General features: G+C 70.0%; 11 protein-coding genes and 1 rRNA gene. 2 read left to right on the forward strand and 10 right to left on the reverse strand.

Annotated features, from left to right (window positions below; translation table 11 throughout):
- Position 1: 1 nt before the first annotated feature.
- On the reverse strand, positions 2-517 hold the full coding sequence (locus NJE57_RS08045) for a MaoC/PaaZ C-terminal domain-containing protein (RefSeq protein ID WP_319027860.1): 516 nt from the start codon (positions 515-517) through the stop codon (positions 2-4).
- Positions 518-650: 133 nt separating this feature from the next.
- Between NJE57_RS08045 and NJE57_RS08050 the strand changes: the two genes are divergently transcribed.
- Complete coding sequence (locus tag NJE57_RS08050; RefSeq protein WP_319027861.1) at positions 651-1,289, forward strand: biliverdin-producing heme oxygenase; 639 nt, start codon at positions 651-653, stop codon at positions 1,287-1,289.
- Between the two features lie 82 nt (positions 1,290-1,371).
- On the opposite strand, the gene NJE57_RS08055 is transcribed toward NJE57_RS08050, so the two are convergent.
- The 8 genes from NJE57_RS08055 to NJE57_RS08090 all read right to left on the reverse strand — a co-directional run bounded on the left by NJE57_RS08055 (position 1,372) and on the right by NJE57_RS08090 (position 12,457).
- Positions 1,372-2,760, reverse strand: coding sequence for a hypothetical protein (locus NJE57_RS08055; RefSeq protein ID WP_319027862.1), 1,389 nt, complete (start codon positions 2,758-2,760; stop codon positions 1,372-1,374).
- Between the two features lies 1 nt (position 2,761).
- On the reverse strand, positions 2,762-4,243 hold the full coding sequence (locus NJE57_RS08060) for a hypothetical protein (RefSeq protein ID WP_319027863.1): 1,482 nt from the start codon (positions 4,241-4,243) through the stop codon (positions 2,762-2,764).
- Positions 4,240-5,697 carry a hypothetical protein gene (locus NJE57_RS08065; RefSeq protein WP_319027864.1) on the reverse strand — a complete coding sequence of 486 codons (1,458 nt, stop codon included), beginning with the start codon at positions 5,695-5,697 and terminating at the stop codon, positions 4,240-4,242. Before NJE57_RS08065 ends, NJE57_RS08060 begins: the two co-directional genes overlap by 4 nt.
- A complete protein-coding gene (locus tag NJE57_RS08070; protein WP_319027865.1) occupies positions 5,694-6,563 on the reverse strand; it encodes a heme ABC transporter ATP-binding protein in 870 nt (289 codons plus the stop codon). The genes NJE57_RS08065 and NJE57_RS08070 overlap by 4 nt, the downstream gene beginning before the upstream one ends.
- Entirely contained in the window at positions 6,560-7,672 is a 1,113-nt protein-coding gene (locus tag NJE57_RS08075; protein ID WP_319027866.1) for an iron ABC transporter permease, read from the reverse strand. Before NJE57_RS08075 ends, NJE57_RS08070 begins: the two co-directional genes overlap by 4 nt.
- Positions 7,669-8,769, reverse strand: coding sequence for a heme/hemin ABC transporter substrate-binding protein (locus tag NJE57_RS08080; protein ID WP_319027867.1), 1,101 nt, complete (start codon positions 8,767-8,769; stop codon positions 7,669-7,671). The genes NJE57_RS08075 and NJE57_RS08080 overlap by 4 nt, the downstream gene beginning before the upstream one ends.
- Positions 8,770-9,013: 244 nt before the next feature.
- A complete protein-coding gene (locus NJE57_RS08085) occupies positions 9,014-11,203 on the reverse strand; it encodes a 3-hydroxyacyl-CoA dehydrogenase NAD-binding domain-containing protein (protein ID WP_319027868.1) in 2,190 nt (729 codons plus the stop codon).
- A 42-nt stretch (positions 11,204-11,245) separates the two neighbouring features.
- Entirely contained in the window at positions 11,246-12,457 is a 1,212-nt protein-coding gene (locus NJE57_RS08090) for an acetyl-CoA C-acetyltransferase (RefSeq protein ID WP_319027869.1), read from the reverse strand.
- 194 nt (positions 12,458-12,651) lie between these two features.
- Between NJE57_RS08090 and malQ the strand changes: the two genes are divergently transcribed.
- Positions 12,652-14,835 carry a 4-alpha-glucanotransferase gene (malQ, locus tag NJE57_RS08095; RefSeq protein ID WP_319027870.1) on the forward strand — a complete coding sequence of 728 codons (2,184 nt, stop codon included), beginning with the start codon at positions 12,652-12,654 and terminating at the stop codon, positions 14,833-14,835.
- A gap of 76 nt (positions 14,836-14,911) precedes the next feature.
- On the opposite strand, the gene rrf is transcribed toward malQ, so the two are convergent.
- A 5S ribosomal RNA gene (rrf, locus tag NJE57_RS08100) occupies positions 14,912-15,028 on the reverse strand.
- Position 15,029: the final 1 nt, after the last annotated feature.

The raw sequence follows: 15,029 nt of genomic DNA on the forward strand, positions 1-15,029 counted from the left end.
TTCACACCGGTCCACCCGTCCCGCTCCCGTCCCCGGCGGCCGTCCGGGCGGCGGGGACGGTGGGAGCGGCGGGGCCGTGGCCGCGGCGCCACAAATACACGGTCATGGAGGCCGTGAGTACCGTCCCGCCGTCACGGCACCGCATCTCCATCTCCAGCTGCACCCGGCCCCTGGTCTCGTCGAGGCTCACGTCGGAGATCTGCACCGAGCCGGTCAGGGTGTCCCCCGGACGCACCGGTGCGGTGAAGCGCAGCCGGTCGAAACCGCGACCCGCGATCACCGCCCACCTCGTGTAGATCGCCTCCACGCAGAGTCGCTGGAGCACGGCCAGTGTGTGGATCCCGCTGGCGATCACGCCACCGTGGTGCCCGCCCGCGGCGGCCACCGGATCGGTGTGGAACCACTGTGGGTCCCACTGTTCGGCGAACCGGACGATCTCCTCCTCCGTCAGCGTGAGGAATCCGAGTTCGACGCGGTGGCCCGGAGACAATTCGTCAGCGGTGACGAGATCATTCATTCCGCGTTCCCTCCGCTATGTTCCGCCTTCGTTGTCGGCCTTTCGGGACTCCGTGAATTGTTGCCCTCGGTATGGCTATCCCTTAATGGTTGCCGTACTCTCATTAGGCAACCCTAACTAGCCCGGAGGATCAATGGAGACGACCATTTCCGCCCCTCTGTCGAGAGCATTACACGACTCGACGATGGTGGCGCACGAACAGGCCGAGAACGCCCCGTTCATCACCCGCCTGATGTCCGGCGAGGGCACCCCGGACGGTCTCGTCGCCCTTCTCCGGCAGTCCCTTCCCGTCTACGAGGCACTCGAGGACGCGTGCCGCCGGGTCGGTTCGGACCCACGCCTGGCAGCGATCCTCGACCCGCGGCTGGAGCGGACCGCCGCCCTGCACGCCGACCTCGAGGCGCACCGCGTGCAGGGTCGCTCCTGCGACGTCCTGGTCCCCGCCGCCGAGATGTACGCGGCGGAGCTCCGCGCGTGCGCCTCGGACCCCGCGGCCCTCATCGGTCACCATTACGTCCGTTACCTGGGCGATCTCTCCGGCGGGCAGATCATCAAGACCATGGTGCGCCGCCACTACGGTCTCGAGGAGGGCTTGAGCTTCTACGAGTTCGACATCGCCAAGCCGAAGGTCTACAAGGACGGCTACCGGGCCGCGCTCGACGCGCTCGCGCTGAGCGAGGCCGACCGCGCGTCCGCCCTCGCTGCCGCCACCCGGGCTTTCGAGCTGAACCACCGGATCTTCGTCGACCTGGAGGCCGCGGGCATCCGCTGACCGACGCCCTGAACTGCCACGACGGGGACGGCCCCGACGCCCGTGAGGGGCGTCGGGGCCGTCCCCGTGAGTCGCGCGGTTGCTACATGAGGCTTCCGAACAGGTTCGTCATGCCGGCGAGCGACCCGCCACCGATGGTGCCGGAGTCGTCGTCATCATCATCGCCGTCGTCGGTCGGCGTGAAGGTGATCGGAACGGACTGCTCATACGAGGCCTTGGTGGCGCCACCGGCCGGGTACGTGTAGATGCCGTAGTTGCCCACCGCGTCCGCCTGGGCCTTCGAAACCGTCAGGACAGCGGTGAAGCTGCCGTCGGCGGCGATCTCGATGTAGGGCAGCTCGCCCCCCTGCGCCGTGAAGCTCGGCTCGGGCAGGGCCCAGCGCTGATCGATCACCTTTCGAGCGGTCGACGCCGCGCCGGCCGAGGGCTTCCACTGGTCGGCGAACTTGCCGAAGACCACGTACGCGCCGGACGGCTGGCCTGCAAGCGGCGGGCGCGTGCCCACGACGGACGGGTCGTTGAACCCGGTGCCGGTGACGGTCACCTGGTGCTCCCCATCCTCCGGGAGGGTCGTCTGCGAGACCTGGATCTGCGGGTCGCCGATCGGGTTCTGGGTCTCGTCCTCGGTCAGGTCATAGGCGATCTGCACAGGCAGTGGCGCCTTGGCGTTGTTCAGGCCACCGCAGCCGGTGCTGTAGTAGTGCGGACGAACCGACTGGCCGATGGCGCTGATGAACTCGGAGGGCCATGCGCCCCACACGTCCGGAGCGGCGCAGTCGCGCGCCTGCCCGCCATCACCGTCGTACTCGACTCCCGCGTACTGCGGCGCGAGGGTGACGGTGCCGTCCTCGGCGACACTCGCCGCCCCCTGGCCGAACGTCACGACGTTCTTGCGGCCGGCGTTGACCTCCGGCGTCGGGTTGCCGTCCATGTCCTGGGCCGCGCCGATGATGACCTCGAACGCGAGGGATCCGGAACCGTCGGCGTTGACGGTCAGCGTCGGGTCCGAGAGCTTCTCGTCGGGTGCGTTGAAACTCGCCGGGTACCCGTTGAACGTGAAGTCACCGTCCCAGTCGATGGTGACGGTGCCGCTCTCATCACGTGCACCCTCCCCGTCGGTGAACTTGACCGCGTTCGGGGTCTTCCCGTTCAGACTCGTCGGTAGCGAGGTCGCCGGGAAGGGTGCGGGCGCATATTCGGTCTGCGTACCGCCGGACACGGAACCCTGGAGGACCTCCGCGTCTCCGACCGCGTCGAAGATGCGCCACGGTCCGAAGAACGAGGTGGCGCCGACCTGGGCGTATCCGCTGATCCCCCACACCAGCGAGGCGTCGGAGACGGTTGCCGTCGGGGTGGTGGGTTCAGCGTGGGCCGCCGGGGCGGCGACGACTCCGGCGAGCAGCGCGATCGCTGCCCCCATCACCGTGCCCCGTCGACCGGCGAGCGCGAGCCGGGATCGAGATGACTTCACATCAGTCCTTTCGTCGAACTGTCTGGTAGAACAGCACTGCCGCGAGCGCGAGCAATGCGGCCCCCACCCACCACTGCCATTGGTGGGTGGGGTTTCCCGCCTCTCGGGAGGCGGAAGTCTGTGCGTAGACCACGTCGGAGCCCTGGAGCGGCGCGTTCGCCGCCACCGGGATCGTCGACTGGTCCGAGAGCGGGGCGGGTGCCGGGGCCCCGGACCCGGAACCACCTGGGGAGGAACCGCCTGGCGCCGTACCGGTGGACATCGCCGGGATCGATGCGACCGTCCCACCGACGGTGCCGGCCGTCATCGGCGCACCCGCTGTGTAGGACTCGGCGTGGTGCTGGCCGAACACCTCGTCGACCTGTCCACCGGCGGAGGAGTCGGGAGCGGGCGCCCGGTCGGGGACCGCCGCGTCCCGGGACGCCTGCCCAGCACCGGGCTGGGCGGGTTTCCACGCCTCGTCCATCCACGCTGCGGCGGTATCGCTGATGTCGGTGCCCGCCGCCCGGAGGATGTCCTCGACGGTCCGGTCGATGACCTGACCGAGCATTCCCTGTGAATTCCCGGAATCCGGCATCTCCTCGGGTTCGGAGGAATTCCAACTCACCGCAATCGGGAGGGCCGGCTTCGACTCATCGGATGTACCGGTGGAATACCAGAAAGCTCCGGAGCCGGCGTCCGTGGCAAAGTCCACGAATTCTTCGGGGAATGATCCCCAGTGAGTGCCATTCCTGGCCTGAGGGGTTTCGCCGGCTTCGGCGGAGTATGACACCCCGAGGTATTCCGGGGTCACGGAGAACCCCTTTTCCCCATCCAACTCGACGCTATCGCGGGGCAGGTTCGCGATGACAGCCGTGTGGGACGGGATCGGAACCGACACCTCCGGGTTGTCCTGCGAGCTCCGGTGCCCGCCCAGGGTCGCGGTGACGACCGCCCTCGTGGGCGTGACGGTGAGGACGGGGTCGGTGATGCTGAGGAAGACCAGACCCGAGTAGTACAGGACCGAAACGGTCCCCTCCCACTCGATCTCGGCGGTCCCCGCCTCGGCGTCGACGGTTCCGGTGCCCTCGTCGAAGACCGCCTCGAGACCGCTGTACCTGCTGGACGAGGCGTCGCGGATCGGCCTGCCGGACTGGTCGGTCTGCGTGCCCGCCCAGGTGGCGGTCGTCGCGGCGCCCCCGGCCGATCGCTTCTCGATCGTCACGTCGCCCGACGTGGCATTCCAGGTCTGCTCGGTGATCGTCGCCCCGGATCCGGCGAGCGCCGACGAGCTGTCCCCTGCCGAGAGGAAGTTCAGCCCGGGACCGTGGCTGGGCCCGGAGCTCTGCTTGGTGAGCCCCCACCGGAACTGGGCGTCGGTCAGCTCGAGGACCGAGCCCTGCGCACGAGCCGCGGGAGCACCCATCAGCGCCGCCAGCACGAGGGCGAGCACCAGGGCCAATGCCGTAACCGGGCGGGAGGTCGGGTACAACTGCCTGTTCATCGGGGGTCCCTCTGCTCGAGAACGGTCGTGGTCTGATCGGAGTGCCCGGCCATGGCCGGGTGGGGGTACGGCGTGAGCGGGTGGTCGTCCCGCTCGGTCGGGCCGAGGGGATCCCCCTCCCCGGCCTCGGCGGTGTCGGCCTCCGCTGTATCGCCCTCCGCGGCACCGGCGTCCGCTGTGTCGGCTTCCGCGGTGACGCGCTCACCCGACTTCGCGAGGATCCGGCGATTCACCGCGACCGCGGCGACGGCGAGCAGCGCCAGGGCGGCGAGGGCGAGGAAGACCCACCCCGCGGAGCGACTGAGACCAGAGGACCCGGCGGTCGGGGAGATATCCGTCCGCACCGCGAACCTCTCGGTCGCCTCCAGGCCGGAACCGGCACCGGCAGCCCGGATCTCGTGGGTGCCCGGCTCCATCTCCCCGGGCAGCGAGAGCACCCCGGCCACCTCGCCGTCGACTCCCGCGAGCACCGGGCCCACGGCCGCGTCCCCGTCGCCGAGCACCACGTACACCTGCTCACCCGGCCAGAACCCCGCTGCAGCGAAGCCCATCGCGCCACCCGGCCGGGCGGCCTTCCTGTCGACCTCGATCACCGCGGACGTGGTCCCCCCGGGCGCCGCGGCGGGGACGCCGTCGGTCGTGGCACCGTCTGCGGCGTTCCCGCCTCCCGTCCCGGTGTCCGCGCCGCCCACCCCGGCCTCGGAACCGGCCTGCTGCTGCGGGGATCCCGCGCCGGGAGCCGAGGCGGCCTGCGCCGGAGCGCCGGCGCGGGAGCGGACGGCGGCACGACCGGCGGTGGCGGGACGCCCCGCCGGCGCGTTCGCTTCCGGCGCCTCGGCAGCCGGGGTCTCGGCTGCCGGCGTCGACGCACCGCCGCGGAAGGTGACGGGGGTGAAGGTCTCGTTCGCGCCGTTCCGCACGCCGTGCGCGCCCCAGGTGAGGAATCCGCAGGTGACCTCGGTGCAGTCGATGCTCTTTCCGCCCGCTCCGGTGAACGTGGGGCCGGGGACGGTGAGGTTCACCCGGAACGACCCGTCGGCGCCCATGGTCCCCTGTGCTTCACCTGCCGTCGATGATCCGGGGAACGCGATGAACGCCTGGAACCCCTGGTTGCTGCGCGACTGCTCATCCGGCATGTAGTCGTAGGTCCGACCTGTGGACCCACCCTTCGACGGCCCCCAGCCGGACCCGTCGACCCAACCGAATGCGACGTACACGCCGCCGAAACCGCCCTCGATCGCCTGGAACCCCGACCCCGACACCGTGAACCCGGTCCGGCCCGAGGTCGACGCGACGGCGCCCCCGAGCGAACTGGATGCCGACAGGCGCGCGGCGGCGTTCGCCGGAGCCTCGGTGAGAACCGCGAGAGCGGCGGTACCGAGCAGCGCCACCGCCAGGACCGTGAGGATCCGGACCACGGTGGCCCGCACTGCAGTTGACCGGGTGTGGGTCACGAGAACTCCTTGACGAAGGCCGAGTCGAGGGCCGCCCCGGCAGCGGGCGCCACCGGCGTCCGGGTGGGGCGGGAACCGCGTCGGTCCGGGGTGACCAGCAGATCGCCGGTGACGGGGTGCCGGTGCACGAGGACCGGTTGCCGATAGACCTCCTCGACGAGCTCGGCGGTGAGCACCTGGTGGGGTGGGCCCGCGGCGCGGATCCGGCCGTCCGAGATCATGACCAACCGGTCGGACCAGGCCGCCGCCAGCTCGAGGTCGTGCAGCACCACCACCACCGCGCCCCCGCCGTCGGCGACGGTCCGTGCGAGTTCCAGGACGATCTCCTGATGGCGTAGGTCCACGGCCGCGGTGGGCTCGTCCAGGAGCAGCACGCCGGCCCGCTGGGCCAGCGCCCTGGAGAGGGAGGCCCGCGCCTTCTCGCCCCCGGACAGCGTCGGGAAGGTCCGGGAGTGCAGATGGGTGGTGTCGGTGGCGGCCAACGACTCCTCGATGATCGCCTCGTCGTCGTCGCCCTCGGGCAGCGACGCCCAGGGGGCGCGCCCCATCGCCACGACCTCACGCACGGTGAAGGGGAAGGCCACCGAGTTGGCCTGGGTGAGCAGGGCGCGGCGGCGGGCGAGGTCGCCGAGGCGCCAGCGCCGCAGGTCGGTCCCGTCGAGCACGGTGCGCCCCCGGTCCGGCTGGGTATCGCCCGCGATCACGCCGAGGAGCGTGGACTTTCCGGCACCGTTCGGGCCGACCAGCGCGAGCACCTCCCCCGCGTGGACGTCCAGGTCCACGGCGTCGAGCAGGACCCGACCGCCGATCCGTACCGTGACGCCCTCGGCGGACAGCACCGGGACACGCCTTCCGTTGACGGTCATCCCCACCCTCCCGCGGTGCGACGGGTGCGGTGCAGTAGCCAGAAGAAGAACGGCCCGCCCACGGCGGCGGTGACCATGCCCAGCGGCAGCTCCGCGTAGTTCACAGCGGTGCGGGCGAGCAGGTCCGCCGCGAGCAGGCACACCGCGCCGCCCAGTGCCGACGCCGGCAGCAGCAGCCGGTGCCCGGGCCCGGCGATCATGCGGATGAGGTGCGGCACCACCAGGCCGACGAAGGCGACGATTCCGCAGAAGCTGACCGCGGCGGCCGTGAGCAGACCGACGAGCAGGATCGAGATGATCCGGAGGCGCTCCACGTTCACGCCCAGGTGCCGTGCCGGTCGCTCACCCAGGGACAACAGATCCAACGGCCGCGCCAGGCGGGCCGCCAGCACCACTCCGAGCAGCGCCAGCGGCGCCACCACCAGGACGTGTTCCCATCGGCTGCCGTTCAGACTGCCCAGCTGCCAGAACACGATCTCCTCGCGGGCCTGGGTGTCGCCGAGGAACATGAGGAACGCGAGCGCGGCCCCGGCCACCGCGTTGACGGCGATCCCGGTCAGGACGAGGGTCACGACCTCTGTCCGGCCGCCGGTGCGGCTGAACAGGTACACGGCGGTGGTGGTGATGATGCCGGCGACGAAAGCGCAGACCACGCTGGTCCAGGCGCCGAAGGAGGTCAACCCGAACACGATCGCGGACGCCGCACCCACGGCCGCGCCGGCGGACACCCCCACCACGCTGGGCTCGGCGAGCGGGTTGCCGAAGGCGCCCTGCATCAGCGCCCCGGCCACCGCGAGGGCCGCGCCCACGACCATCGCCATGGCCACCCGCGGGAAGCGGACGCTCCACAGCGTGGCGTCGGCCCGGGGATGGCTCGCGGCGGGCCCGATGTCGAGTCCGATCCCGCGAAGGAACCCGGAGGCCACTTCGCTCGCCGGGATGGACAGTTGGCCGGAGGCCGCGGCCACCACTGCCAGGACGGCGAGGGTCACGGTCAGCCCGGCGACCAGCAGGCCACCGGTCAGCATGCGGTTGGCCCCGCCGCGAGCCCGGTCGAGGCCGGGGTCGGTGGCGGGCCGCGCGGTCCGCGGCACGTCGGTGAGCGTCACAGCTCGTCGGGGGCGTAGAGGGCCACCGCGAGCGCGTTGAGCACGGCGGGGGTCCGGGTACCGAAGGACAGGACCAGGTCGTCGTTCATCGCGATGACCCGTCGGTTTGTCCCGGCGGGGGTCTGGGCCATGGCCGGGAACCTCTCGAGGAGACCGTCCACGCCGCCGACGGACTCCAGGCCCTTGTTCATCATCACGATGACGTCCGGCTGGGCGGCGATGAGCCCCTCGTCGTTGGCGGGCTTGGCGCCCTTCCACCCGACCTCCGAGGAGACGTCGTAACCGCCCGCGGCGGTGATCAACTCGTCCGCGCCACTGTCCTGACCGAACATGTAGTAGACGCCGGCCGATCCACGGGCGTAGAGGAACACCGTGCGCAACCGGGTGGTCTCGGACTCGGGGACGATCCCCCGGATCGACTCCTCGGTCTCGAGGATCCTCGCGCGGGTGCGCTCGGCCAGTTCGCGCCCCTCGCCGGGGACCCCGAGGCCGTCGGCGACGGACTGCGTGAGGGCCTCGACGTTGTCCGGGGACCGGTGGGAGTCGACTACGACGACGGGGACCCCCGCGTCACGCAGTTGCAGGATCACGTCCCACGGACCGAGCGAGGTGTCCGTGATGATCACGCTGGGGTCGAGCTCGAGGATCGCCTCTGCATTGAGCTGGTGACCGTCCTGCGTGACGAGCGGCCGGTCGGCGATCTCGGGGAATGACGAGGAGATGTCGCGGCCGATCACGTTGTCGCCGAGACCGAGCTCGAAGACGATGCGCGAGATAGTGCCGTAGATGTCCAGGGGCAGGATCCGCGAGACGTCCGCCACCTCGACCGCCGTGCCCTGGTTGTCGGTGATCACGGCCGGCAGCTGCGGGACAGGGTCGGTGGCGACGGGGTCGACCGGATCGTCGACCAACTCGAGTGCGAGCTCGCCGGTGAAGGATCGCGGGTCCTCGGTCGCCGTGACCTCTGACGCCAGCGGGATCCCGGAGATCGTCTCGGGGCCGCCACCGAGCCCGGTCGCGACGCCGCAGGAGGTCAGGGCGAGAGCCAGCACGGCGACGACGGCCAACCGGAGCGAGCCTGTGCGCTGTCTGAACATGCGGCAACGATAGCATTTGAACTGAGGTGAGCCTAACCTTTTATTGGACAGGCTTACCTAATACGGAAACCGGCAGTACAGCGCGTCATTTCCCGGTGGATACCCCGTCCGCGACGGCGCGAGCCCGTCACCCGAGGCCCCTAAGACCATTCCCAGATTCGGGTGAAAAGAACGATGCGGCCGCCCCCGGTATCGGGGACGGCCGCATCGCGTGCGCGCGGTCCGATGTGACCGCGGACGGCGGTCAGGCCTGCTCGGCCGCCGCCTTCTTCAGCGACTCGGTGGGCGCGAAGCGCTCGCCGTACGTCGCGGCCAGCTCCTCGGCGCGGGCGACGAAGCCCTTGTAGCCCGAGGCGACCTTCTCACCCGGTGCCGCGTAGTTCTTGGCGTACTGGCGGGTACCGCCGGTCCACGCCGGGAACCCGATCCCGATGATGGACCCGATGTTGGCGTCCGCGTCATCCACGATCACACCCTCGTCGATGCACTTCTGCGTCTCGAGCACCTCCGCGAAGAGCATGCGGTCCACGAGGTCCTGCAGCGGCGGGGCGTTGTCCGGTGAGGTGTTGAACGCCTCGCGCAGACCCGACCAGATGCCGGCGCGTTTGCCGTCGGCGTAGTCGTAGAAGCCCGCGCCGGCGGCGCGGCCGGACCGCTCGAGCTCCTCGACCATCTTGAGCACCACGCGGTCGGAGGCGCTGGGCACGTACTCCGTACCCTCGGCCTCCTCCGCCTCACGGGTGGCCTGACGGATCTTGACCATGAGGTTGAGGTTCAGTTCGTCGGACAGCTGCAACGGCGCCGCCGGGTAGCCGGCGATGCGTCCGGCCTGCTCGATGGTCGACGGCTCGATGCCCTCGTCGAGCATGCCGATCGCCTCGTTGACGAACGTGCCGATGACCCGGGAGGTGTAGAAGCCACGCGAGTCGTTGACCACGATCGGGATCTTGCGGATCTGCAGGGTCAGGTCGATGGCCTTGGCCAGAGTCTCCGGGGTGGTCTTCTCACCCTTGATGATCTCCACCAGCTGCATCTTGTCGACGGGCGAGAAGAAATGCAGGCCGATGAAGTCCTCGGGCCGCGTGACGCCCGTCGCCAGATCGGTGATGGGCAGCGTCGAGGTGTTGGATCCCAACAGCGCGTCCGGGTTGACGACGTCCTGGATCTCCTGGAAGACCTTCTTCTTCAGCTCGGGCGACTCGAAGACGGCCTCGATCACGAGGTCGCAGCCGGCCAGGGCCTGCGGGTCCACCGCCGGGGTGATCCGCGCGAGCAGCGCGTCGGACTTCTCCTGCGTGGTGCGACCCCGCTCGAGCGCCTTGGCCTCGATCTTCTCCGAGTACGCCTTGCCCTTGTCGGCGGAGGCCTGCTCGACGTCCTTGAGCACGACCTCGATGCCGGCCTTGGCGCAGACGTAGGCGATGCCCGCGCCCATCATGCCGGCGCCCAGGACGCCGACCTTCGTGAACTCGGTCTTGGGGATCTCCGAGCCGTCCGCGGCCTTGGGACGCGCACCGCCGGAGGAGCAGTGCTGCATGTCGAAGAAGAAGGCCTGGATCATGTTCTTGGCCACGGTGCCGGTGACGAGCGAGACGAAGTAGCGCGCCTCGATCTTCTCGGCGGTGGCGAAGTCCACCTGCGAGCCCTCGACGGCCGCGGCCATGATCGCCCGGGGCGCCGGGGAGGGCGCGCCCTTGGTCTGCTTGCGCATGTTGGCGGGGAAGGACGGGAGCACCGAGCTGAGGGCGCGGTCCTCGACCGTGCCCCCGGGCAGCGTCCACCCCGTGCGATCCCACGGCTGGCTCGCCTCGGGCTCGCCGTTGATCCACGCCTTGGCCGCGTCGATCAACTTCTCGGGCTCCACCACCTCGTCGACGAGACCGGCGTCGAGCGCCTTGGCGGGCGCGAAGGACCGGCCCGACATGAGGATGTTGGGCACGGCCTGGGCCAGGCCGAACATCCGCACGGCGCGGACGATGCCGCCGCCGCCGGGCAGCAAGCCGAGGGTGACCTCGGGCAGGCCGACCTTGGCGCCGCGGGCATCGGCCATGACGCGGTGGTGGCAGGCGAGCGCGAGCTCGAGCCCTCCGCCGAGCGCGGCTCCGTTGATGGCGGCCACGACCGGAACGCCGCAGGTCTCGAGGGCGCGCATGCGCCCCTTGATCCCCATGGACCGCTCGAACAGCTGCTCGGCGTCCTCGGGGCCCGCCTTGATCATGGACTTGAGGTCGCCACCGCCGAAGAAGCTCTTCTTGGCCGAGGTCAGCACGACGCCCTTGATGGTCTCCTTCTCCGCCTCGATACGGCCGACGGTCTCGGAGAAGTCGTCGATGAAACGGGCGTTCATGGTGTTGGCGCCGTGGTCGGGGTCATCCATGGTGAGGGTGACGATGCCATCGCCGTCCTGCTCCCACCGGAACATGTTTTCGCTCACTGGTTTATTACTCCTGTATGACTGTGGTGTCGGTGGGGCGGATCAGACGCGCTCGATGATGGTGGCGACTCCCATGCCGCCGCCCACGCAGAGCGTGACGAGGGCGCGCTTGCCGCCGCTGCGCTCGAGCTCGTCGAGCACGGTGCCGGTGATCATCGCACCGGTGGCACCGAGGGGGTGTCCCATGGCGATGGCTCCGCCGTTGACGTTGAGCTTCTCGTCGGGGATGTTCATGTCCTTCTGGAACCGCAGGACGACCGAGGCGAAGGCCTCGTTGAGCTCCCAGAGGTCGATGTCGTCCGGGGTGAGTCCGGCGATCTCGAGCGCCTTCTTCGCGGCCGGGGTCGGGCCGGTGAGCATGATCGTGGTGTCGGCGCCCGAGGTGGCAGCGGCCACGACCCGGGCGCGCGGCGTCATGTTCATCTCCTTGCCGGCCTTCTCCGAACCGACCACCACCAGCGCGGCACCATCGACGATGCCGGACGAGTTGCCACCGTGGTGGACGTGGTTGATCTCCTCGACCCAGTGGTACTTCTGCAGCGCCACCGCGTCGAAGCCGCCCATGTCGCCGACCATGGCGAAGGACGGCTTGAGGCCGGCCAGCTTCTCGACCGTGGTCCCGGGCCGCATGTGCTCGTCGTGGTCGAGGATGGTGACGCCGTTGATGTCCTTGACGGGCACGACGGACTTGGCGAAGCGCCCCTCTTCCCACGCGCGGGCGGCCAGGCGCTGCGAGCGCTCGGCGTAGCGGTCCACGTCCTCTCGGCTGAACCCCTCGAGGGTGGCGATGAGATCGGCGCCGATCCCCTGCGGGGAGAAGTAGGTGTCGTAGTTGGTCGCCGGGTCCAGGGCCCAGGCGCCACCGTCGGAGCCCATCGGCGCCCGGGACATCGATTCGACACCACCGGCGAGGACGACCTCGTCCCACCCGGAGCGGATCTTCTGCGCGGCCATGTTGATCGTGGTCAGGCCGGAGGCGCAGAAGCGGTTGATCTGCACGCCCGCGACGGTGTCGGGCATCTTGGCGGCCAGCGCGGCGATCCGCGGCAGGTCCATGCCCTGATCCCCCGTCGGGGTGACGATCCCGTAGATGATGTCGGAGATCCGGTTCTCGTCGAGATCGGGGAAGCGTCGCCGCATCTCCTCGATGAGGCCGACGACCAGGTCGATCGGTTTGACCCCGTGCAGAGCGCCGCCAGGCTTGCCCTTGCCTCGCGGAGTCCGGATGGCGTCATAGATGAATGCCTCGGTCATGGGTGGTCCACGGCCTTTCTCTGGGCGGAGCTGATACGTGTTCCGCTTCACACTACGTTGTGCCCACCGGACGGTTCGGACTGCGGTCCGTTTCTGGCGGGACCTCACCCGAGCCGCTCCGGTGGCACAGTGGACCGTGATCCCCGGCGGCGCCCGGGAGATCACCGCCACCCGACCCCACGCGAGGACGACACGTGACCCTGAACGACGCCGTATCCCCCGACCTCGCCGAACTCGCCGAGACGTGCGGGGTCGCCACGAGCTACCAGGACGCGCGCGGTGTCCGACAGGAGATCTCGGCCCGGACGTTGCACGCGGTACTCACCGCCATGGGTATACGGACCGGGGACGACGACGAGACCGGCACCGCCGTCCGCTCGGCACTGGAGGATGTACGTCTGCGCCCGTGGCGACGCGTGCTCGCGCCGACGGTCGTGGCCCGGCAGGGCATTGCCACCGCGTGCGACGTGCACGTCCCGCGCGGGGCCACCGTGACCCTCTCGGTGCATCTCGAGGACTCCGCCGATGCACTCGACCTAGGATCCCCCGGCGCTCCGCTCGAGTCGCGGGACGTCGACGGGATGCTCACGGACCGCGTGCGGGTGGAGATCCCCGCTTCGCTGCCCCCGGGGTGGCACCGCCTCGCCGTCGTCCTCACTGACCCGCCCGGTGCCACCGCTGGTCCCGGCCGGTCGCGGACCGTCGAGGCCACCCTGCTGGTGTCCCCGAGATCCGTACCGGTGCCCGCCGACCTCGACAGTCGTCGAGCCGTGGGTCTGGCCACGCAGCTCTACCAGGTCCGATCGCAGCGATCGTGGGGTGTAGGCGATCTGGCCGACCTGACCGAACTCGCCGGGTGGGCGGGCCGGGACCTCGGAGCCGACTTCGTGCTGGTCAACCCGATGCACTCCGGTGAGCCGTTCCCGCCCGTCGAACCCTCGCCCTATCTTCCCACCACCCGTAGGTTCGCCTCGCCCCTGTACCTGCGCCCCGAACAGGTGGCGGAGTACTCGGCGCTCACTCCCGGGGACCGGCGGCAGGTGGACGACCTCGCCCGGTCCCGGTACCCGGGCAACGCCGCCGACTCCATCGACAGAGATGCCTCCTGGGCTGCCAAGCTCGACGCCCTACGCATCATGTTCGAGGTTCCCCTGTCGCGTGAGCGGGCCGAGGAGTTCGAGGCGTTCACATCCGAGCAGGGGCCGGGCCTGCACCGCTTCGCCACCTGGTGTGCTCTCGCGGCCGAGCACGGTCCGGACTGGTCGCGCTGGCCCGCGCGGCTGCAGGATCCGGAATCCGATGCGGTGGCGGTCTTCGCCCGCGATCACTCCGGCGAGGTCCGATTCCACCAATGGCAGCAGTGGCTCGTCGCGCAACAACGGGCGCAGGCACAGCAGGAAGCCCTCACGGCGGGGATGCGCCTGGGGATCCTGCACGACCTCGCCGTCGGAGTCCATCCCACCGGCGCCGACGCGTGGGCCCTGCACCGGTCTCTCGCCCGTGGGGTCACCGTCGGCGCACCGCCCGATGCCTACAACCAGCGGGGACAGGACTGGTCACAGCCACCATTGCGTCCTGACGCGCTCGCGGAGGAGGGGTACGGGCCGTTCCGGGATATCGTCCGGGCCGCGCTGAGGGACTCGGGCGGCGTTCGGATAGACCACATCCTCGGGCTCTTCCGCCTGTGGTGGATACCCACGGGCCGTCCGCCCACCGAGGGCACCTATGTCCACTACGACCAGGAGGCGATGCTCGGCGTACTCGCCCTCGAGGCATCGCGTGCCGGCGCGGTGGTGGTCGGAGAGGACCTGGGCACGGTCGCCCCAGGGGTACGCGAGGAGTTGGCCGAGCGCGGGGTCCTGGGCACCTCGGTGATGTGGTTCGAACAGCAGGACGATGGGCCGCTCCCACCGGAGGAGTACCGCCGTCTGTGCATGGCGTCGGTCACGACGCACGACCTGCCGCCGACCGCCGGCTATCTCGACCTGGCCCACGTCGACATCCGCGAGGCACTGGGGCAGCTGACGGGGGACGTCGATCAAGAACGCCGTGACGCCTCGCTGGAGATCCGGTCCTACTCCGATGCCGTCCGGGCTCGCGGTCTCGTCGAGGGCGACACCACCGAGGATCTGGTCGTGGCAATGCACCGTTTCCTGTCCGCGGCGCCCTCACTCCTGCTTGCGGTGTCTGTGGCGGACCTGGTCGGGGATCGCCGGCCCGTGAACATGCCGGGGACCTCGGACGAGTACCCCAATTGGCGCGTTCCACTCTCCGACTCCAGAGGGGAACTGGTTTCGCTGGAAGATCTCGTTGGAGCCCCAGGTGCTCGGCTGGTGGTGGATGCTGCCCGGGGGTTGTCTGGTTTGTCTGGGGGGTAGGGGTGTGGGGTGGTGCCCCCCCTGGGGATGCAGGAAAGCCCCGGACCTGGGGTCCGGGGCTTTCGTGTGAAGTTGTGTTCGGCGGTGTCCTACTCTCCCACACCCTCTCGAGTGCAGTACCATCGGCGCTGGCAGGCTTAGCTTCCGGGTTCGGAATGGGACCGGGCGTTTCCCTGCCGCTATGGCCGCCGTAA

Source organism: Dietzia sp. PP-33 (assembly GCF_033790845.1).
Taxonomy (GTDB): Bacteria; Actinomycetota; Actinomycetes; order Mycobacteriales; family Mycobacteriaceae; genus Dietzia.

Coding starts and splice junctions, on each gene's coding strand:
- NJE57_RS08080 (WP_319027867.1), bottom strand. CDS start 8,769: ATGTTCAGACAGCGCACAGGCTCGCTCCGGTTGGCCGTCGTCGCCGTG.
- NJE57_RS08060 (WP_319027863.1), bottom strand. CDS start 4,243: ATGAACAGGCAGTTGTACCCGACCTCCCGCCCGGTTACGGCATTGGCC.
- NJE57_RS08070 (WP_319027865.1), bottom strand. CDS start 6,563: ATGACCGTCAACGGAAGGCGTGTCCCGGTGCTGTCCGCCGAGGGCGTC.
- NJE57_RS08050 (WP_319027861.1), top strand. CDS start 651: ATGGAGACGACCATTTCCGCCCCTCTGTCGAGAGCATTACACGACTCG.
- NJE57_RS08090 (WP_319027869.1), bottom strand. CDS start 12,457: ATGACCGAGGCATTCATCTATGACGCCATCCGGACTCCGCGAGGCAAG.
- NJE57_RS08045 (WP_319027860.1), bottom strand. CDS start 517: ATGAATGATCTCGTCACCGCTGACGAATTGTCTCCGGGCCACCGCGTC.